19 protein-coding genes and 1 pseudogene are annotated in these 19,828 nt (G+C 54.9%); 14 read left to right on the forward strand and 6 right to left on the reverse strand.

The genetic code is table 11. The features are described from left to right. The 3 genes from ACYX34_RS13550 to ACYX34_RS13560 form a co-directional block, all read left to right on the forward strand. Nucleotides 1-214 (forward strand): hypothetical protein (locus ACYX34_RS13550; protein WP_462077102.1); only part of this gene is annotated, 214 nt, incomplete at its 5' end. A gap of 73 nt (nt 215-287) precedes the next feature. Next, nucleotides 288-1,112: a DMT family transporter gene (locus tag ACYX34_RS13555; RefSeq protein ID WP_462077103.1), complete on the forward strand. Its 825-nt coding sequence runs from the start codon at nt 288-290 to the stop codon at nt 1,110-1,112. A gap of 26 nt (nt 1,113-1,138) precedes the next feature. Next, complete coding sequence (locus ACYX34_RS13560) at nt 1,139-1,609, forward strand: hypothetical protein (RefSeq protein WP_462077104.1); 471 nt, start codon at nt 1,139-1,141, stop codon at nt 1,607-1,609. On the opposite strand, the gene ACYX34_RS13565 is transcribed toward ACYX34_RS13560, so the two are convergent. Beyond that, nucleotides 1,606-2,661 (reverse strand): acyl-CoA desaturase, encoded by a 1,056-nt coding sequence (locus tag ACYX34_RS13565; RefSeq protein ID WP_462077105.1) that lies wholly within the window; start codon nt 2,659-2,661, stop codon nt 1,606-1,608. The two genes, ACYX34_RS13560 and ACYX34_RS13565, sit on opposite strands and share 4 nt — an antisense overlap. 477 nt (nt 2,662-3,138) lie before the next feature. Here ACYX34_RS13565 and ACYX34_RS13570 point away from each other — a divergent pair, with 477 nt between their 5' ends. From ACYX34_RS13570 to hemG, 5 genes and pseudogenes are all read left to right on the forward strand, one after another. Next, nucleotides 3,139-3,645, forward strand: coding sequence for a toll/interleukin-1 receptor domain-containing protein (locus tag ACYX34_RS13570; protein WP_462077106.1), 507 nt, complete (start codon nt 3,139-3,141; stop codon nt 3,643-3,645). Between the two features lie 218 nt (nt 3,646-3,863). Continuing rightward, nucleotides 3,864-4,937: pseudogene (locus tag ACYX34_RS13575) on the forward strand (formylglycine-generating enzyme family protein). A gap of 398 nt (nt 4,938-5,335) precedes the next feature. Further along, the gene (gene hemE, locus ACYX34_RS13580; protein ID WP_462077107.1) at nt 5,336-6,367 is read left to right on the forward strand and encodes a uroporphyrinogen decarboxylase; all 1,032 of its coding nucleotides are present in this window, start codon (nt 5,336-5,338) and stop codon (nt 6,365-6,367) included. Between the two features lie 172 nt (nt 6,368-6,539). Continuing rightward, on the forward strand, nt 6,540-7,490 hold the full coding sequence (gene hemH, locus ACYX34_RS13585) for a ferrochelatase (protein ID WP_462077120.1): 951 nt from the start codon (nt 6,540-6,542) through the stop codon (nt 7,488-7,490). Then, on the forward strand, nt 7,487-8,968 hold the full coding sequence (gene hemG / locus ACYX34_RS13590) for a protoporphyrinogen oxidase (RefSeq protein WP_462077108.1): 1,482 nt from the start codon (nt 7,487-7,489) through the stop codon (nt 8,966-8,968). Before hemH ends, hemG begins: the two co-directional genes overlap by 4 nt. 1 nt (nt 8,969) lies before the next feature. Here the strand turns inward: hemG and ACYX34_RS13595 are convergent, their stop codons facing one another. Beyond that, complete coding sequence (locus ACYX34_RS13595) at nt 8,970-10,232, reverse strand: class I SAM-dependent methyltransferase (protein WP_462077109.1); 1,263 nt, start codon at nt 10,230-10,232, stop codon at nt 8,970-8,972. Between the two features lie 253 nt (nt 10,233-10,485). Beyond that, nucleotides 10,486-11,229 carry a cytochrome b5 reductase family protein gene (locus ACYX34_RS13600; RefSeq protein WP_462077110.1) on the reverse strand — a complete coding sequence of 248 codons (744 nt, stop codon included), beginning with the start codon at nt 11,227-11,229 and terminating at the stop codon, nt 10,486-10,488. Nucleotides 11,230-11,323: 94 nt separating this feature from the next. On the opposite strand from ACYX34_RS13600, the gene ACYX34_RS13605 reads away from it, so the two are divergent. The 5 genes from ACYX34_RS13605 (at nt 11,324) to ACYX34_RS13625 (ending at nt 16,658) form a co-directional block, all read left to right on the forward strand. Then, nucleotides 11,324-13,267 carry a sigma-54-dependent Fis family transcriptional regulator gene (locus ACYX34_RS13605; protein WP_462077111.1) on the forward strand — a complete coding sequence of 648 codons (1,944 nt, stop codon included), beginning with the start codon at nt 11,324-11,326 and terminating at the stop codon, nt 13,265-13,267. Nucleotides 13,268-13,505: 238 nt separating this feature from the next. Further along, entirely contained in the window at nt 13,506-13,913 is a 408-nt protein-coding gene (locus ACYX34_RS13610) for an ester cyclase (RefSeq protein ID WP_462077112.1), read from the forward strand. Nucleotides 13,914-13,940: 27 nt separating this feature from the next. After that, nucleotides 13,941-14,714, forward strand: coding sequence for an MBL fold metallo-hydrolase (locus ACYX34_RS13615; protein ID WP_462077113.1), 774 nt, complete (start codon nt 13,941-13,943; stop codon nt 14,712-14,714). A gap of 8 nt (nt 14,715-14,722) precedes the next feature. Beyond that, a complete protein-coding gene (locus ACYX34_RS13620; protein ID WP_462077114.1) occupies nt 14,723-15,535 on the forward strand; it encodes a class I SAM-dependent methyltransferase in 813 nt (270 codons plus the stop codon). A gap of 55 nt (nt 15,536-15,590) precedes the next feature. After that, nucleotides 15,591-16,658 carry a hypothetical protein gene (locus tag ACYX34_RS13625; RefSeq protein WP_462077115.1) on the forward strand — a complete coding sequence of 356 codons (1,068 nt, stop codon included), beginning with the start codon at nt 15,591-15,593 and terminating at the stop codon, nt 16,656-16,658. 168 nt (nt 16,659-16,826) lie between these two features. On the opposite strand, the gene ACYX34_RS13630 is transcribed toward ACYX34_RS13625, so the two are convergent. After that, on the reverse strand, nt 16,827-17,738 hold the full coding sequence (locus ACYX34_RS13630) for a tetratricopeptide repeat protein (RefSeq protein ID WP_462077116.1): 912 nt from the start codon (nt 17,736-17,738) through the stop codon (nt 16,827-16,829). Nucleotides 17,739-17,937: 199 nt separating this feature from the next. On the opposite strand from ACYX34_RS13630, the gene ACYX34_RS13635 reads away from it, so the two are divergent. Beyond that, nucleotides 17,938-18,354: a hypothetical protein gene (locus ACYX34_RS13635; RefSeq protein ID WP_462077117.1), complete on the forward strand. Its 417-nt coding sequence runs from the start codon at nt 17,938-17,940 to the stop codon at nt 18,352-18,354. Between the two features lie 35 nt (nt 18,355-18,389). On the opposite strand, the gene ACYX34_RS13640 is transcribed toward ACYX34_RS13635, so the two are convergent. Together ACYX34_RS13640 and mazG are read right to left on the reverse strand one after the other, a co-directional pair. Further along, nucleotides 18,390-19,007 carry a hypothetical protein gene (locus tag ACYX34_RS13640; RefSeq protein ID WP_462077118.1) on the reverse strand — a complete coding sequence of 206 codons (618 nt, stop codon included), beginning with the start codon at nt 19,005-19,007 and terminating at the stop codon, nt 18,390-18,392. Then, nucleotides 19,004-19,828, reverse strand: an 825-nt coding sequence (gene mazG, locus ACYX34_RS13645; RefSeq protein WP_462077119.1) for a nucleoside triphosphate pyrophosphohydrolase, incomplete at its 5' end; no start/stop codon positions are given. The genes ACYX34_RS13640 and mazG, both read right to left, overlap by 4 nt.

The raw sequence follows: 19,828 nt of genomic DNA on the forward strand, positions 1-19,828 counted from the left end.
ACCGGCTAGCATGATCTACTGGTTGCATATTGCCCGTGCCATCGACCGTGTGACGCTCCACCGAGACCGTTGTTCGGAGGTACCAGCGACGGCCACCTCCAGCGACTTTTGGGAAGGCGGATGGTTCGATTATCCTGATAAGGAGCGGGCTACCCAGGCGATGGAACAGGCTGGAGTGAATCGGCAACGGCTGTGTCCACTCTGCAAACCTTGAATAAGAAGTATTGCGTGCTGGGTGTTGAGTTTCAAGTGAACGAGTGGGCTCCTAGGCTCAGCACTGCTGATTCATGCCGCGACTCGCCCTCTTACTGACCACCCTCATCTGGGGTGCGACTTTTCCTGCCACGAAGGCGGCATTGGAGCAGATTCCCCCGCTCTCGTTCTTGTTACTCCGGTTTTTCATCGGCACCCTGCTCATCCTCGTATGGTTTGTCGTCGGTCGCCGTCAATTACATCATGATCGCGCGGTGTTAGTCGCTGGTGCACTTTCGACGGTGTTTCTCTTTCTCGGGTATTTGCTCCAAACCGTTGGGCTCGCCTATACCACGGCATCCAATTCCGCGTTTCTCACCGCGCTCTATGTGATCTTCGTGCCTTTGATCCTCCTACGGGTCGACCGGCGTGCAGTCTTGGCGACGGTGATTGCAGTGGTCGGGTTGTGGCTCCTCGTCAAACCCAACGCCTCCATGAATCGAGGCGATCTCATGACGCTGGGGTGCGCCGTGGCGTTTGCGGGACATATCATTTGTCTTGAGCGATTTACACGCCAAGTCGATGCCCCGTCGCTTCTTGTATGGCAGATGGTGGCGATGACGGTCTTGTTTCTCCCGGCTCCATGGTGGGAAGATGCTTCAGTAAGCGCGTTTTTGCCCACACCCGTTCTTCTCACCGGGCTTGTCGTCACGGGTGTGCTGGCCACGCTGGCATTTGCCGTGCAGATGTGGGCGCAGCAGCTAGTTCCGGCCCAGCAGGTGGCGCTTCTGTTTGCATCGGAGCCGGCCTACGCGGCCTGGCTTTCATGGTACTTTCTCGGTGAGACGTTGGACGTCCAAGGCTGGATCGGTAGCGCGCTAATTTTATTGGCGGTCATCATTGGAGCGTTCGGTGGTTGAGCATTCCTAGAGGAGCGTGGAAGCACATGGCACAAAAGTTCGGTAATGGACGATGGGTGCGCGAAGGATTTCTTGATAACCGTGTCGACGGGACGGTTGTTGGACAGGTCGTGTTTGCGGCAGTTGGGCCGGTCGATTTTTATTTGCGCGGCAATTTTAAGCCGGATATCGCTGGTGAGGTGATTCGATTCCGAAACAGCCGTTTTGAAGATGACGAGATGGCAGGGCACGTCATCGGTGATATGGCTAATCCTCAGATTGGAACCGTGAACCTTATTTCACTCGACCCGCATCCGAACCTGGAGCCACACCCGTATATTGAGTGGTTTACGCTCAGCGAGGACCATTATCGATTTCAACTGAGTGCCGGTGATGCATGGGTGCTGGGTGATGAAGAGCGACAGGTGATCGAAGGGGAGAGCAAACGGATCCGGGAAGCCTTGGCCGACCAGGTTGCTGATCGACCAAGGTCACGAGTTGAATCCGATTGGACCTAGGGAGGCGTGAGCTCTAATTGCGGTTGAGGTGCCGGAAGTTCCGCCGCCTTCACCGCCGCCTCAATCTTCTTTTTGAGGACACTGCGGTCGGAGTCCTGCCTGGTTTTTCCCTCACGCACATAGGCAGGGACCTCGCGAATGTCCCAGATTAACCCCAGCCACTCGAGCCCTTTCAGACAATAATAGGTCATGTCGATTTCCCACCAGTAGAACCCTTGCCTGGTCGAGGCCGGATAATAGTGGTGGTTGTTGTGCCACCCTTCTCCCATGGTAATTAAGGCCAGGAAGAAGTTGTTTCGGCTATCGTCGCCGGTCTCGTATCGCTGTGAGCCATAGACATGCGACAGCGAATTGATCGTGCAGGTTCCATGAAACAGTGCGACGGTCGAGATGAAATAGCCCCAGATCAGCATCTGGATGCCGTTGGTGCCGAGCTCAGGTGCATAGGTTTCCAATAATCTGCCGAACCCAAACATGCCGAAGCCGGTCAAGACGGGTATGAGAACATCATAGCGATCGAGAAACCGCAGTTCCGGAAACTTGGCGAAATCAGCAATGCTCTTCAGTCGCGGTGCATAAAACGTTTGCGACATAATCCAACCCATGTGGGACCAGAGAAACCCTCCATGGCGTGGGGAGTGCACATCTTCCGGTGTATCGGAGGCAATGTGGTGATGGCGATGATGGCCGGCCCACCAGAGGGGCCCGCGCTGTGTGCAGGTGCTGCCTAACAGGGCAAAGAGAAACTGGACTGTACGCGATGTCTTGAATGTGCGATGCGAGAAGTAGCGATGGTACCACCCGGTAATCGCAAACATGCGAATGTAATAGAATGCGATGGCCACTGCGACTGCAGTGAAGCTCACTCCGACTAAGATGGCGCAGAAACACATTAAGTGCATGAAAATAAACGGGACACTCCGAATCCAGTCGACCTTCGGCGGTCCGTCTGATTTCGTCAGTTCAAGGCCAGCCCAGGAGTCAAACCAGCGCAGAAAGGAATACCAGATCTGCTGTGCCTTGGTTGGTGGATACGCTTGCACGTCGGACATACAGTTCTCCTCATAGATTCGGGGGATCGGCAAAGCCACTGTGGTGGGAGACAGGGAGCCGTGGTCCCAATTAAGCTAATTGAGCGTCCCGATTAGGTTGGTGACTCATTATACAGAGAATCTGAGGAAAGTAAAACCGGATTTTTTTGTCCACTTCTCCCGCTCCCTGAGCGTACTGGAATGCGACAGCCTGTCCACTCATTTCAGTGGGCCTTGGAGAGCGGGTAGCATCGAAATATTGGTTGGATTGCTATGATTCCGAGTCCCTGGCTCGACTCAGGATAGACCTATCGAACCCTTCGGTGAGTCTGGTTGAACCGCAAGAGCGGATTTCTTGGCGTATGCCCGCTCTCACAATTTCTTGCATGGGAGCATGCCGCCTAGACGCATGTACGTAAGATCGCTATACTTTGGGTTCTTTCTGTTCATCGCAATGGACCGTTGACTCGAAACCCTGTCGGAGTCAGAAACAGCCTCATGAGCGACATCTTCATTAGCTACTCCAGCGAAGATAAGAGCCGAGTACAGGATCTGGCAAGAGCCTTAGAACAGAAAGGCTGGTCGGTCTGGTGGGATCGGCGGATTCCTGCGGGCAAGTCGTTCGACGAGGTCATTCACGACGCGTTGAAGGCTGCCAGGTCCGTGGTGGTGGTATGGACCAAAACGTCGGTGAAGAGCACCTGGGTGAAGAATGAGTCGCGGAATGGTATGCGGCGAAACATTTTATTCCCTGTGATGCTACTCGACGAAGTCGAGATCCCACTGGAGTTTGAGCATCTCCAGGTCGCGCACTTGATGGATTGGCACCCAGAGCAGGATCATGCCGGGTTCGACCAATTTATCAACGATCTGGCCGGAGTTATCGGACCTCCCGTGATCCCGCCAATTCAACCAAGATCCGTGACGAAGAGCGAGGAGCCTGCCCCTGCGCGAGCAGAGCCGAGACCTGAACCTGAAATAGAACCGCTGTCGAGGTGGAGGTAGCCCCTGAGCGATTCGAACTAAAACCTGTCAGCGAGATGGGTCGCATGCCTCCGGACTCGCCGGTGAAATCCTATTCGTCTCAGGGGGCGGCAGAAGATCCGGAAGTCGCAGAACTATCTGCAGCGGTTGACGAGGACCACCAGAGTCAAGTGACCGCCCCGGCTTCATCGACATCATCGCTCCCCATATTCCCGATCGGGATCGGCTTGCTTGCGGCGATGGGAGCAGTGGTCTATTTTATAGTCTCTTTACATGGTCCTTCCCCCGGGACAAGGGATGCATCTCGTGACCAGCCTGCCGTGATCACACCGACTCTGGGATCAGAACCGATCAAGCAATCCTCTGCAGCGACGACGCATGAGAAGCCAATTCTGAAGCAGGAAGCATCGGCGGTTAGAACTGTGGCAACCCAGCCTAAGTTGAGATCCAGTCCTGCGAAGACCATAACCCGCAAGGATGGTGCACCGATGGTCTTGATTCCGGCAGGGGAATTCTGGATGGGCTCGCCAGACTCAGTTCCGGAAGATGATGAACACCCTGTTCATCGAGTTGTTCTTGATGAATTCTACATGGACAAGTTTGAAGTGACGAACCGGTCATTTAACAAGTTCGTCCTCGAACGTAATTATAGGACAACAGCAGATCGCGAAGGTAAGACATGGGCATACATTAATGGCAGGTGGAGTCAGACTACAGGGGCAAATTGGAAGACTCCGGAAGCTGGGAGTTCTGTATTCGACTCTAATCGAGCCGATCATCCTGTCGTATCGGTTAGCTGGGAGGATGCCGATGCCTATTGCAGATGGTTAGGGAAACAATTGCCCACAGAAGCGCAATGGGAATATGCCGCATGAGGGGGAACCGAAACTGAATATTGGTGGGGAAACATGCTTCCACCCAGGAGGAAAGTGGAAAACTTTGCAGATGAAAGCCTGAAATCTCAATATCCAAACCGCCGAGACCCCATTGTTATTGGCTATGATGATGGTTACGCACGGACTGCATCAGCTGGATCATTTGATTCGAATCCATGGGGTCTCCATGATGTACTGGGCAATGTTTGAGAATGGACTGCGGATTGGTATGACGAAGCGCATTACAAGACGGGGGTTACGGGGGTTCTCAGAAATCCAAGTGGTCCATCGCATGGAAACTACCGAGTTTGGCGTGGTGGATCATGGAACGATCCATCAGAATCCATGAAAGCCATTCGAGTGGCTAAGCGTGAACACCGAGGTGCCAGCACCAGCGGGCCTGACGTCGGTTTTAGGTGTGTTAGTGATGCGAGCTAACGGCAGACTGTGGCAAGTAGGAAGCGAGGAAATAGGCACCTCAAATTGCTCGTATTTATGAGCGAAATGCGAGCTGGAATTCATTGGAGCCTGCGTGGCCTGCTTAAATAAACCATGTCGCCAATATGAAGCATGAGGGTACGACAGTAACGAGGATTCGCAATACATCGTGTGGAACGCAGAATAAAGATAAAGCCAGTTTATGACGGTCGGAGGCATCGTTGGCGGCTAACTCGATAGTCGCTGCTCAGGGGGGTATCAAAGAACAATGGGCATATAATTTCCTCTGAATAGGGAACCACGCGTGGATTAATAGGGTGCTATTAGCATTGACAGATTTAATGATGCCGGCAGCGTTGGAATTGACAGCTTCGCTGATGCGCCTCTAGAATGCCGACATGATGAAGAATGATCGTTTTTTGAAAGCCTGCCGCCGCGAGCCGGTCGATTGTACTCCTGTGTGGTTTATGCGTCAGGCCGGACGGTATATGTCCGAGTATCGGACGTTACGCGCGAAACATTCAATTCTTGAAATGTGCAAGACGCCTGAATTGGCGGCCCAGGTCACGCTTCAGCCCATTGATCGATTCCCGCTGGATGCTGCTATTATTTTTGCCGATATCTTACTTCCGTTGGAACCGATGGGGCTCAATCTCGAGTTCGCAGCAGGTGAGGGGCCGGTTATCCACAATCCGGTGCGCGACCGAGCGGCAGTGGATCAACTGAAAGTCATTGACGGCGATGAGCTGGACTACGTGGCGGCGGCGATCAGGCAAACACGGCGTGCCCTTGACGGGCGGGTGCCGCTCATCGGATTTGCCGGTGCACCGTTCACGTTGGCGAGTTATGCCATCGAAGGCGGTGGCTCGCGTAATTACCTGCATACCAAACAGATGATGTACAGCGATCCCACGGCGTGGCACCGGTTGATGGATAAGTTCGCCCGCGTGCTCACCGGGTATCTCCGTCGGCAGATTAAGGCGGGGGCGCAGGCGATTCAGCTTTTCGATAGTTGGGTCGGGTGTCTGTCTGCCGGTGACTATGTCGAATATGTGATGCCGCATGTCCAGCGTATTTTCGATGGACTCAAGCACGAAGGAGTGCCGATGATTCATTTCGGCACCGGCACGACCGCCATCTTGCGTCAGATGCGCGAGGCAGGAGGCGACGTCATTGGGATCGACTGGCGGATTCATCTGGACGAGGCCTGGGCCATGGTCGGGCATGATCGCGCGGTGCAAGGCAATCTCGATCCGCTTGCCCTCTTCGCCCCGCTTCATGAGATTGAGCGCCGCGTCGAAGATATCTTGCGTCGAGCCGGTGGACGTCTCGGCCACATCTTCAATCTCGGTCATGGCATCCTGCCGACAACGCCGGTCGATCATGTGGCCGCAACGATCGACATGGTGCATAAGCTCAGCCAACGGTGATTAAGCAAGTGAAGCGATCCTCGTGAAGCGTATCTCGTGATGCAGGATATGGGTTGCGCGTTTCTGGTTTCGAGTTTCGTGCTCAATGCTTGCCATGGTTCCGTTCTCGCAACTCGTAACATGAAACCCGAATCCCTCGCACGTGGGTGACGAGATGCGAACGACAAGGATGATGAACGACAGAAGGCATCACACGGCGGTTCTCTTAATGGCGATGGGTGGACCTGATTGCCTAGAGAACGTCGAGCCATTTTTGCTCGATGTGCGCGGAGGGCGACCAACGCCTTCAGCACTCGTCGAGGAGATTCGCGAACGGTACCGAGCAACGGGGGGAAAATCACCGGCTGTCGGGATCACACAAGAGGTCGCGAAGAAGCTGGAACGACAGCTGAATGAGTCCGGTGACGGCCGATACCGAGTGTACGTTGGGTTGCGGCATTGGCATCCCTTTATCAAGGACACCTATGCCGAGCTGCTGAAGGAATCGCCGGAACAGATCATCGGCGTCTGTATGGCTCCGCAACAATCGTCGCTGAGTACGGGGGCTTACCGGAAAAAGGTTGAAGAAGCCCGTGATGGACTAGAGGACCAGACTCCCGTGACCTATGTCGGGAGTTGGAACCGGCATCCGCGACTGGTTGTCGCGATTGTTGACAACATTCGGCAAGCGCTCGACAAGTTTCCGCCGGATGTGCGAACGACAGTGCCGGTGTTGTTTACTGCCCATAGCTTGCCGGAACGGATCGTGGCGATGAAGGATCCCTATCCGGATGAGGTGAAGGGGACGGTTGAGGCTGTTACCAAAGCCTTAGGCAACCAACCGACCTATTTCGCCTATCAAAGCCAGGGACGCTCCAATGAGCCATGGCTTGGGCCGACAGTCGAGGCCATGTTGGATACAGTGAAGCAAGAAGGACACCGGCATGTGCTGGTGGCCCCCATCGGGTTTATCTGCGACCATGTGGAAACGCTCTTCGATATCGACATTGAACTCAAACAGCTCGCGCTCAGCAAAGGTCTGCAGCTTGAGCGCATACCGATGTTGAACGATTCTTCCGCAATTCTTGAGACGTTAGGCGACGTCTTGGCCGCACACGAATCCTCGCTCTCCACTCCGTCGTGACTCGACCACGCACAGTCGTAATTGTCGGTGGCGGTATTTCCGGGCTGGCCACCGCCTTTTCGTTGCAGGAGAAGGCCACTCAAGCCGGAGTTCCTCTCCACTGCACGCTGCTTGAATCCGACCCATCCTGGGGAGGAAAGATTGTCACGCATCGAGTCAACGATATCGTCACCGAAGCCGGACCAGACTCGTTCCTCTCTCAAAAACCGGCTGGTCTCGATCTTTGCCTGAAACTGGGGCTTGCTGACCAGCTGATCAATACCAATGAAACAGGGAAGAAGGCCAGTGTCCTGCATCGCGGACGGCTACATGATTTACCCGAGGGACTCCTCTCGTTTGTTCCAAAGCAGCTGGGACCGTTCCTGCATAGCGGACTGCTTAGCTGGTCCGGGCTGGCGAGGATGGGGCTTGAATTCGCTGTTCCTCCTGGTTCGCCCAGAGACGATGAGTCCTTGGCGGCGTTTCTGCGCCGTCGATTCGGGGTCCAGGCCTATGAGCGGGTGTTGGAACCGCTGATGGCCGGCATCTATGCCGGCGATGCCGAGCAGATGAGTCTCCGGGCGACGTTCCCACGGTTCTTTGAACTCGAGCAGCAGCATGGCAGTATTGTTCGTGGCATGATGGCGGCCAAGAAATCCGCCGCCTCATCCACTGGGTTTTCCCAACCACGACGGACGATGTTTGTCAGTCTCAAACATGGGCTTAGTGAGCTGGTGACTGCACTGACGACGCGGCTAACACAGCAGGGTGTTCAGCTTCGTATGGGAGCTCGAGTTGACGCGCTCAGGGTCCGATCACATGAACTCGGTCGTTGGATGTATGACCTGATTCTTCAGGATGGATCGGCGCTCTCGGCTGAAAGCGTGGTCCTCGCCACACCGGCCTATGTGTCAGCGGACCTATTGCGTCCCTTGACTCCGATTGCAGGTGGATTGCTTGATCTCATTCCCTATGCGTCGACTGCCACGATTGCGATGGCCTTCCCACGGACACAGACGAGTGCCATCGACGGATTCGGATTCATTATCCCAAGAACTGAGCAACGACATCTCATCGCCGCCACGTGGACCTCGCTCAAGTGGCCGCATCGTGCTCCGGCAGGGCAGCTGCTGGCGCGCGGCTATGTCGGTGGAGTTGGCCGGGAAGATATTCTTCACTTGAGTGACGACGCGCTGCTGGCAACTGTCAGGCAGGAACTTGCCACGTTATGCGGGATCACGGCGGAACCGAGTTATACCGAGGTGAATCATTGGTGGAAGGCCATGCCTCAATACACGATCGGCCATCTGGATCGGTTGGTGCAACTGGATGCTGCTCTCAGCCGTTATCCTGGACTTGTGCTGACGGGAGCCGCGTATCGCGGGGTTGGCATTCCTGACTGCATCAGGGATGGGGCGTCGGCAGCTGAACAGGTACTTCAGACCCTTCTTGGCAAGGGCCATCATGACCATGAGGGGCTTGCGACTCGCCAACGATAGTTCACGTGTACATCCACCTTCGAGTCAGCGGGAATTCTGTCGGGCCGTCGGCCTCCTGTCGACTTGCGAGCACCTGATAGATATTCATCCAGCCTTGTTGAAATCCCAGGGAAACGCCGGCCAGATAGGCCCGCCAGATGCGGAGCGTCTTTTCCCCGACCAGTCGTCGCGCCGAGTCGAGTTGCGTCTCCAAGCGACGTGACCAGATGGCGAGCGTGCGTGCATAGTGCGGACGTAGGCTTTCGACATCGTAGATCTCAAAGCGCTGTGCCGCCATCTCCCGGATGACCACGTGGAGGTGTAACAGCTCGTTATTCGGGAAGACATACTTGTCGATAAAATCGTTCACGCCTGACCCCACAGGGCGTCCCTCGACGTCAGACGACGTGAAGCCATGATTCAGGAATAGGCCGCGATCGCGTAGCAGGTGGCGTACGGCACTGAAATAGGCCGGAAAATTATTGAGCCCGACATGCTCGAACATGCCGACACTTGCCACCTTGTCGAACGAAGCCTCACCGAAACGAGACACAGCATCGCGATAATCTAGGAGGAGAACGTCGATACGCCTTTCAAGCCCAGCCTGTCTAACCCGTTCCTTCGCGAGTACGAATTGATTGTTCGACAACGTGACGCCTGTCGCCTGCACGCCATAATGCTGTGCGGCGTACAGGATCAGCCCACCCCACCCGCAGCCGATATCCAAAAACCGCTCGCCAGGTTGCAGGCGAAGCTTCCGGCAGATGTGATCGAGCTTGGCTTGTTGCGCCTCATCAATGGTTTCCTCACCGGTCTCAAAGTAGGCACAGGAGTAGACCATGCGTTCATCAAGCCAGAGTCGGTAGAACTCGTTGCCGATATCATAGTGATGCTTGATGTCCGCAAGATCCTGATCAGGCGTATGCTTGGACCAGACGGGGGTGATGCGGGACTTCATCGGAGACTCACCGGCTTCGGCCAGTCGTTCAGCACTGGCGATCACGGTCATAATATCGCCGTCGATGTCAATGCGACCATCGACGAACGCTTCACCGAGTGATCCCAGTGTGGGGTGGGTCAGCTCCGGCAAGAGGTTGGGATCGCGAATCTCCATGACGACGCGGGGGTTCTGGCCGAAATTGAGATGCGAGCCGTCTGGGAGTATGAGTTCCAATGGTTGCCCCCCGCTGGCACGAACCTTTTCTGCCAGCCGATGAATGCCGTGATTTAGGGCTCTGCTCACAATTTTGTTGGTCATCTGGGAGAGTAATTTGCTCTGAGACATGGTGACCTCCTGTGAGTGCTGATGGAGGTATTCTTGAAGGGGATGCTGGCGAGACCAGTGGCCCTATGATGCACTGGGAGTAGGTCCGCTTGTCAAACAGTAAGCGAAGAGCGTGCCCACACAGTTCCAAGATTATTCAAGTAGATAGCAGCATCGACTAGTGGGATGCGCGGAAGCTTTGGGGAAAAAAGCCTCACCCCAATAGTCAAGGGCTGAGGAATGCTGCACCAGCAAATTGAATCAAATGGGGAGGCTAGGGGAGGACGATGGCCTGTTCAGGATAGCCCAGTTCTTTGAGAGAAACTTCCAAGGCATCAACCATCGGTGGGGGACCGCAGAGGAAGATGCAGGTGTCGGAGGCAGGAGGAGGTAGGTGCCGGCGGAGTATGTCAGAGGTGATGCGGCCTATGCTGCCGGACCATCCAGGAGGTGGTTGTTCCAAGACATGATGGCTGTGAAAGTTCGGATAGTTTTGGAGGGCGCGCTCCCATTCTTGTCGGAAGATGATATCTGACTCTGTCTTGTTGGCAAAGATGAGGAAGAGCTCAGCGTCGAGCCTCTTGGTCAATATCCACCGGATGATGGAGATCATCGGTGTGATTCCGGTGCCGCCAGCCACGAAGCCCACCCGCTTTGCCATTCCATCAACCCAGTGACCACCGGTGTTCGGCCCGCTCATCAAGACCGTATCGCCGATCTTCTGCTCGTGGAGATACTTGGAGACGGAGCCGGTGTCGTATCGCTTGACCGTCAGATCGAAGTAGCCAGTCGTGCCAGGTAGCGACGACGGTGTGTAGGGCCGTTTCACGGCTTTGCCGTTGATCGTGGCGTGGACATACAGGAAGTCACCGGGCAGCATGTCCAAGGTGGCGTCGGAGGGAAGTTCGAATCGAAACGTCTTCGTGTCGTGGGTATCCCGCTCGATCTGGATCAGCTTGTACGGAGCGGCTGTTTTGGTCTTGATGCGGCTGATGACTCCCATAGTTGAACGCATCATACGATGACGCATGAAGAGGCGCAACAAAACTCTTTCTGATGCTTCTGTTGCAACCTCTTGCATCTCTTCTCATCTCGCACCATACTTTCACCTCATGACAATTCTCCCATCAGGTTGCTCCACACCCCTTCAAGATTTGGAAACCGATGTGGCGCTCCGCGCCATTCTTCAAGGGACAGCTACGGAAACCGGACAAGGGTTCTTTACCGCACTCGTCCAGAACCTGGCCTCAGTACTTGGTACGCACGGGGCGTGGGTGACGGAGTATCTTCCTGAAACGCGTCGCCTGCGGGCGCTCGCCTTCTGGATGGACGGTCAGTGGATTAAGGACTATGAAATGAACATTGCCGGGACCCCCTGTGAGCGTGTGATCGATACAGCCAAACTGGTGCACTTCCCCGATCGTATCCTGGATATTTTTCCTCACAGGGAGGAACTGAGAGCCGCAGGAGCGGCCAGCTATATGGGCGTCCCGTTACAGGACACGGACGGACGAATTCTCGGTCATATGGCCGTGATCGACCGGCGGCCTATTCCCGGGGAACCTCGCATCCTTGCGGTGTTTCAAATCTTTGCTGCGCGGGCTGCGGCGGAATTGCGGCGATTACGGGCGGAAGCTGAGGTGCGCAAGCGGGAGGAAAAGGTGAGTCGGCTCCTCAGCAGCGCTATGGACGCGATCATTGAGCTGGATCACCAGTTCCACATCACACAGGTCAACCCTGCGACCGAAAAGACATTTCAATGCTGCGCGGAGAAGATGATCGGTCGAGACTTTCGATATTTCCTGCGCCCTGAGGATGCCGAGCGGTTGATCGTGCTGACAGAGGAGTTGGACCGTCGCTCCGAGGGGCAGCGATCAATGTGGATTCCCGGGGGGCTCACTGCTTGCTGTCCTGAAGGCCAATCATTTCCCGCGGAGGCGACACTGTCCCGGTTTGAATTGGATCGGCGCAAATTCACGACCCTCATTCTTCGCAATATCCATGACCGGGTGAAGGCGGAAGAGAAGATCCAATCGCTCACGGCTGAAACTGAACTCCTGCGAGAAGAATTGCAGGCGCTTCATCATGACGGCGCCTTGCTCGGTGAAAGTCCGGCATTTCGACGGGTGCTTCAGGATATTGGACAAGTTGCCAAGACCGGTGCGACCGTGCTCATCACGGGAGAAACTGGAACCGGCAAAGAGCTCGTGGCTCACGCCGTCCATATGGCCAGTACACGTCGGAAACGGCCGTTGGTCATTGTCAATTGCGCCGCGATCCCAGCGGCACTCATCGAAAGCGAGCTGTTCGGCCACGAGGCAGGCGCTTTTACAGGAGCAACCAAGAAGCGCGAAGGTCGGTTTTCTCTGGCCGACAAGGGCACCATCTTTCTTGATGAAATTGGGGAATTACCGCTTGAGTTACAGGCGAAATTGCTGCGGGTGCTCCAAGAAGGCGAGTTCGATCCGGTTGGCAATTTAAGGACCCGGAAAGTTGACGTCCGGGTGCTTGCCGCGACCAATCGTGATCTTGCCGCCGCGGTCAAGCAAGGCACGTTCCGCGAGGACCTCTACTACCGGTTGAATGTATTTCCGATCCGGCTGCCGTCGCTGCGCGAGCGCGGCGACGATGTGGTACGTCTCGCTTCCGTCTTTGCTCAACGGTTCGCCGCAAAGATGGGACGGACGCTTTCTCCGCTGACTGCTGATGATGCTCGTCGGCTTCAGGCCTATCATTGGCCAGGGAACGTACGAGAGCTACAAAACGTGATCGAGCGAGCCGTCATTACGGCAGAGGCCGGCACGCTCAATCTTGATCGAGCCTTACCGGAGCCGCCCTCAGTTCATCGGCCTCCGGCCGACGGATCCGCTTCTCTTCGTGACGCCATTCTTTCAGTCAAGGAATTCGAAGAACTGGAACGGACCAATATCTTGAGAGCTCTTGAGACCGCCAAATGGAAAGTGTCCGGTGAAAATGGCGCTGCCGCATTGCTAGGCCTCAATGCGTCCACACTCTCATCGCGTATGAAAGCGTTGAAGATTCAGAAATCCCGCTGAACCCACATTCCAAGTCATCACTCCTCTTCAGTCCACTGTCATCGTGAGACCTTACGAAACTTCGCGAATCCTCTCGTGAGATTTCGCGAGTTTCTCAGATCTCGCAAGTAGCTCGTTTTCTCTTTTTGGTTCCAACCTGCTGATACTTCGTCAATTCGGTCGTGTCACCATCCTGGCATCAATGCTGCTCCTTCATTGATAACGGCCCTAGAGTATGGCGGTAGATTAGGAGGACACGATGACGCAAGACCGAATGACTCAGCTTCGCAATTTCGCTACTCGATACACAGCCGCTTGGTGCAGCCAGGACGCGGCCAGTGTCTCCAAATTTTTTGCTCCGAGTGGTTCACTGACGATTAATGGAGGTACCCCATCGGTGGGGCGAAGCACGATTACTCAAGCCGCGCAGGGGTTCATGACCGCCTTCCCCGATCTTAAGGTTTATATGGATGATCTGGTCGAGAGACAGGGAAAGATATTCTATCACTGGACCCTCGAAGGCACTCACAGTGAAACAGGTAGGCGCGTGCGCATCAGTGGATTCGAAGCGTGGCGTATCGGTGAAGACGGTTTAATCGCCGACTCACTCGGGAACTTCGACGCTGCTGATCTTGAACGCCAGGTCGAGCGGGCAGTAAGAAGTTAGGGCTATCACGCATTGGAGACTCACATCATGAAGCTCACACAGATCCGTAATGCAACACTCAACGTCGAATATGCCGGCAAAAAGTTTCTGATCGACCCTATGTTGTCAGGCAAGGGCGGCTATCCTGGATTTCCAGGTACGGTCAACAGTCATATCCCCAATCCCACGGTAGACCTCCCCCTGCCGATGAGCGAGATCCTCGCTGTCGATGCCGTGGTCGTCACTCATACCCATCAGGATCACTGGGATGACACCGCCAAAACGGTCATTCCCAAAGACATGCCGATCTTCACCCAAAATGCTAGAGATCAATGGGATATCCAGATGTCATGGTTCCGCAACACGCGGGCGCTTGAGGAACGGAACGAATTTGACGGTATTACTCTGATCAAGACCTGCGGCCAGCATGGCCGAGGTGAGATTCTTGAAGGACTCATGGGAGATATCTTGGGCGATGTTTGCGGTCTTGTCTTCAAACATCCAAGTGAAAAGACGCTCTACATCGCCGGCGATACGGTTTGGTATAAAGGTGTCCAAGAAAATCTTGATCACTACAAACCCGATATCATTGTGCTCAATGGTGGTGATGCCAGAGTTCTTCCTCACGAACCGATCATTATGGGGAAAGAGGATGTATATGAAGTATTTAAGGCCGCTCCTTCAGCAACCCTTATCGTGAGTCATATGGAAGCGGTCAACCACGCCACGCTATCACGGAAAGATCTGAGAACCTTTCTTCTTGAACGAGGAATGACTTCGCGTGTGCTGGTTCCTGAGGACGGCGAAACGTACAGCTTTTGAAGGACTCAATGAATACTCCGCTTGAACATGACTATGCCTCTGGCTGCGACTTGTATGAACGATTCCTCGGATCGGTCCTGTTTGAACCCTACGCTATTGATCTCGCAGGCCGAGTCGCTGACCTCGCAGAAGACTCCGTCCTGGAAATGGCCTGTGGAACCGGCATTCTCACCCAACAGTTGAGAACTCGCTTGAAGTCGTCCGTGACCCTTACGGCGACTGATATCAATCCCGGCATGTTGGACTATGCGCAGAGGAAGCTGAAACACTTGAATGGAATAAACTGGCAACAGGCAGACATTGCGGCCCTGCCGTTTCCCGATGCATCGTTTCATGTTGCGGTGTGTCAGTTCGGACTGATGTTCGTGCCGGACCGGAATCGCGCGTTTGAGGAAATGCACCGCGTCCTTATGGAAGGGGGTCTGCTTGCCGTGAGTGTGTGGGATCGCATGGAGGCTAATCCCTGGGGTGTAGCCGTCCAGGAAACCATTGAGGCGTTGTTTCCGAACAATCCACCGCAGTTTTTTAAAATGCCGTTTAGTTTCCCAGATGCCGACGTCTTAGTGACTTTGCTGAATGCCAATGGTTTCGATCAGATCACAATTCAACCCGTTCCCATGGAATGTCGGAGCAACTCTGCCAGGTCACTCGCAACTGGTATGATTGAAGGTGCACCGATTCTTGCCGAGATTCAGGAGCGCGGCGGTTCCTCTGGCCCCATTGTCGATGCTGTGGCGACAGCTTTGGCACGGTTTGGTGGAGACAGTCCGTTTCACACAACGATGCAAGCGATTGTGGCGACGGCACGAGCGAGTGGGTGACCGCACACAATGCCCATTGGGATTGATATACTGACTCTTCGAACAGGGAGGTTGTATGGACACCAAATTCATGAGCCCAACTCACGCTTTCGTCGTATTCACGCTTCTTCTCGCGCCGGTCGGAACGTATGCGATGTCAGGCATGGACATGCCGCACAGCGGACATGGCACATCGACTGCAGCACTCACAAAAAACATGGGCGAGCCGCTCAACTCATCGGAAGCCGAGATCGAGATGACCTATAGCGCCGACGGGAAGACCGCCATCTTCGTCTCCGGACGCAAAGGGAGCATCCCCTCACCCGGGTTTCCCTACAACTTCGACATCTGGATGGCGCACAATGTGAACGGCGAGTGGCAAGCCCCGATTCATTTGGGGCCGGGCATTGACCCCACCGTGGGACCGAACATCAATACATCCGCCTGGGAGCTGGAGCCGAGCCTTTCCGATGACGGCAATGTGATTTATTTCACACGATACCAACTGGGCAATCTTTCCACCGGCGACCTCTATGTGACGCAGAAAATCAACGGCGTCTGGCAACCGGCCAGAAACTGGAATGATGTCCCGGAACTTCCTCACCTTAATACGACGACCGGCGAAGAACATTGTCCAATCATTGCGTCCGACAGCCTTATTTACTTCAACTACCAGCAGCCTGGAGTGACACAAGACAGCGACGTCTGGAAAGTCGAGAAGAAAGATGGTGTGTGGCAGAAGCCTGAGAGTCTGGGACCACGCCTCAATTCGCCCTACCGGGATCATATGCATTGGACCGGCCTCTCCAAGGACGGGAAGAGCCTTATTATCACCAGCACGCGACCGGACATGGGCTCGCGAGGCGGACATGATATGTGGATTTCCTATCAGAACCCCAAAGGGGAGTGGCAAGAGCCGCTGAACCTTGGTGATACGATCAACACCGCCGGTGAAGATATGTGTTGGACCTTTATGCCGGACGGCAGGACCTTCACGGGTGGTTCAGGCCCCCGTGATTCGTATAACCACGACATTATGTGGGTTCGCAAAGACGATGTCCCGTTGCTGAAGAATTTTGATCCGATCGGGCCACCGCCGAATTTGCTCGCCACCGGCAAAAAGAAATTCAGCGGTGCAAAATAATCGTGGTGACGACGGTTTGATCGCTGAATCATTCGGCAGCTTCGATGCCGCTGACTTCAAACGTCAAATCGAGCATGGGAAAAGTCGTACGTGACTTACTGACTCTGGCAAGCTCCTTTCGTCACTGCGGTGAATCATGCGATCGACAGTTCAGGCAGCCCAATTGCTTCAGTTCTGTTGTTTGCGGGGTTTTGTCTGTTCGGTTGCATGAATTTGGAGGTTTGGAGAAGAACGAGCTGGCAGCGGGAGGTTCGCGAGAACAGGTTGGGCGGCTGTAATTTTCTGATCAACGGCACGAGTCAGCCATCGCCGTGCCTGGCTGATATCTTTTTCTACTCCGCGTCCATAGGCATACATGACGCCAAGGACATACATGGCTTGTCCATTTCCGGTCTCGGCGAGACGATGTAATCCGGGGAAGGCTTTTTTGTACCAACTTACGGATTCAGGGGCTTGGCGTCCTTCTTGCTGTGCGACACGACGTCCGAGGCGATACTGAGCGAAGGGGTCACCTTGCTCGGCGAGATGAGTATCACTCTCTAGATTCACGATAGGTTTTTCTGTTACCCGGCTTACGGCTGGTTTCTCATGATTGGGGAGGGCAGCCTGTGGCTCTGTATGAACTTGGGTTGATTCAGCGTGAGCTGGTGGCGGTTGCTTGACCATAAATGGGGCTTGCGGGTGTTCCGGGTCTAGCTGAGGCACGCTTGGCAAAGGTGATGCCTCGACGGGAACTGTTACCTGTGAGACCTGCGTCAGGTTGACCTCGCTGGGACGAAGGTCTGTTTGCGTTGCAGCTGGTGTTGGAGCACAGTCCTCGGGAGTCGCTTCCCTGCTCGGTTGACCGGACTCAGACCGGCAATCTGTCAGGGTATCAGAGGCAGGAGGTTTTGCCGCGAATGTTGATAGGAGCCAGAGTCCGGCAGCAATCAGGAGTCCTCCTCGTATGAGCCGGCGTCGCAGGATCGTCCGATCACTGGGCGGGACCAGGACTAGCCCGGGGTAGCCTTTTTTGACTGCGGTTGGACCAGACGGGGTGTTTTTCCTGCCGTCGTCTTGCTGATCAGAAAGCTGAAACATGCTTTCGATCTCCATGCCTCTGTTCGTTGTAATGAGATCCCACTTTTCGGGATCGTGTGTTCAGCGTCAGCGCCCCATAGATGGGCGCTTTGAATCCTTGTATAAAATAATAAAATAGCCTCTTGTCCAGGCCAAGTGCAAGCTCTTATAGTAGGCCTATGCCCTGTCGAATCCTCTTTATGTAAGAAGCCATGTGACGATGTCGGCCATTGAGAGCAGTCTCACAATTCTCAGTATGAGCGGCCCGTTTCGTGAGCCGAGAGAGCAGGTCTTTTCCTACGATTACTCCGTTCAACGGTCGACCTGGCCGACGCCGCATGGGGTGCGGGTCAAGATTTCTCTGCCGTATGAACTGGAGGTGTTCAAGGGCGGTCTCCTTGAGGGAGTGACCGGCTCACCCGGCCAGCAGTTGATGATCAGTAATATACTATCGAAGAAAATTGCCGACTGGAAGGTTCAGATTGCAGAAGCCGAAGGGTTCTTTCTTGAACGGCGCGATGTGATGCTCCCCCCGTTCGTAGGGCCGCTGGCCTATCTGTTTCCCAAGCTTGAAGAACGGTTTCACGTTGAACAAGCTACCATCCGAGAAGACGTCAAGCGACGCGTCGGTGTCTAGCTGTTCCTCCCCCTCGTGTGCCTCCCGCCAAGTCATCAAAAAATTCTGCGGTATTGTTTGGAGTGAACGCCGGATTCGTCCGCAAATCCCAGCGACCCGTTGTCTGGGTTGCCGGTATCGTTCAGATCGATCCGGTAGTGGCCGCGGACTTGTTCCATCGCCACCTCGAATGGAACAGCGTTTGGGTAGAGTGTCCCGGGTGCATGGGCCCCTCGCTCAAGGGTACGGATCGTCTCTGCCTCCGCAAATTGTTTGTCCGAAAAGATCAGAATGTCAGCAATGGCATGGTCACCCAGTTTGTGGCCTGGTGTGGTTGCCGGGAGCTGTGTGCCGAGGGAGCCATCCAGGCGTGCCTCTTTCAAGCGTTTCAACAGTGCGACGATCTGGCTATCCGTGGCCTGTTGGGGCACGACCAAGCTTATCGTGTTCATATCGAGGATGGTCGTCTGGACTTTGAACATGACGGGCGCGGCCTCAGGATCTTCGATGACTGAGACATTCGGGCCTTCAGTTCCTGCCGCCTGTTTGTTTCGTGAACTTGGGACAATCAAGGCCACAAACAACCAGAGACCGATGAGGACGCCAAATACGACGACAAGCGGATGGGCACCGGCGCGTTTACCCTCCTCGTATGGCCCCTGGTCCTTATTCATGGAGTGCGATCCCCTGCCTGTGGTGTTGGTGTGACTGGAGGGCTCTGTAACCGGCGTTTGGCTTCGGCCCATAGCTCATCCATCTCAGCGAGTGTCATATCTGACATTTTTCTGCCTGCCTTGGCCGCTTGTGTTTCCACCAGGTGAAACCGATCACTGAACCGATTGGTCGCTCGGCGCAGCGCGTCTTCAGGGTTTGTCTTAAGAAAGCGGGCCAAATTTACCAATGAAAAGAGGACATCGCCGAATTCTGCCTCTATGTCCTCACGGGCGCTCTGGTGTTCGGTTTGCGAGGCAGCAGTGGCTTGTGCCAGTGCCACACGCAGTTCCCCGATTTCTTCCTGTATTTTTCCAAAGACCTGGTCAAGGCCTTCGTCAGTGTGTGGCCAATCGAATCCCACACGGGCCGCTCGTGCTTGAATTTGATAGGCGCGCAGTAATGCCGGCAAGATTTTGGGGACTCCCTCAAGGGCCGATTGGGGTTTGCCATCGGCCGCTCGTTCTGCGCGCTTGATCTCCTCCCATTGGGTCAACACCTGTTCGCTGCTCGACACCCGTGCCTGCTCGCCGTTGAGCGTGAAGACATGCGGATGTCGCCGGATCAGCTTGGTGGCGAGCGTTTCCAGCACATCCTCGATGGAAAATGTTTTGGACTCAGCCGCAATCTGGCTGTGGAACAATACTTGAAGCAGCACGTCTCCGAGTTCTTCTTGAAGCTTTCGTGGATCCCGCTGATCGATGGTCTCCAGGACTTCGTAGGTTTCCTCAAGAAGGTAAGGTTTCAGTGACTCATGAGTCTGTTTGCGGTCCCATGGGCATCC

This window comes from Nitrospira sp. CMX1 (assembly GCF_054902215.1).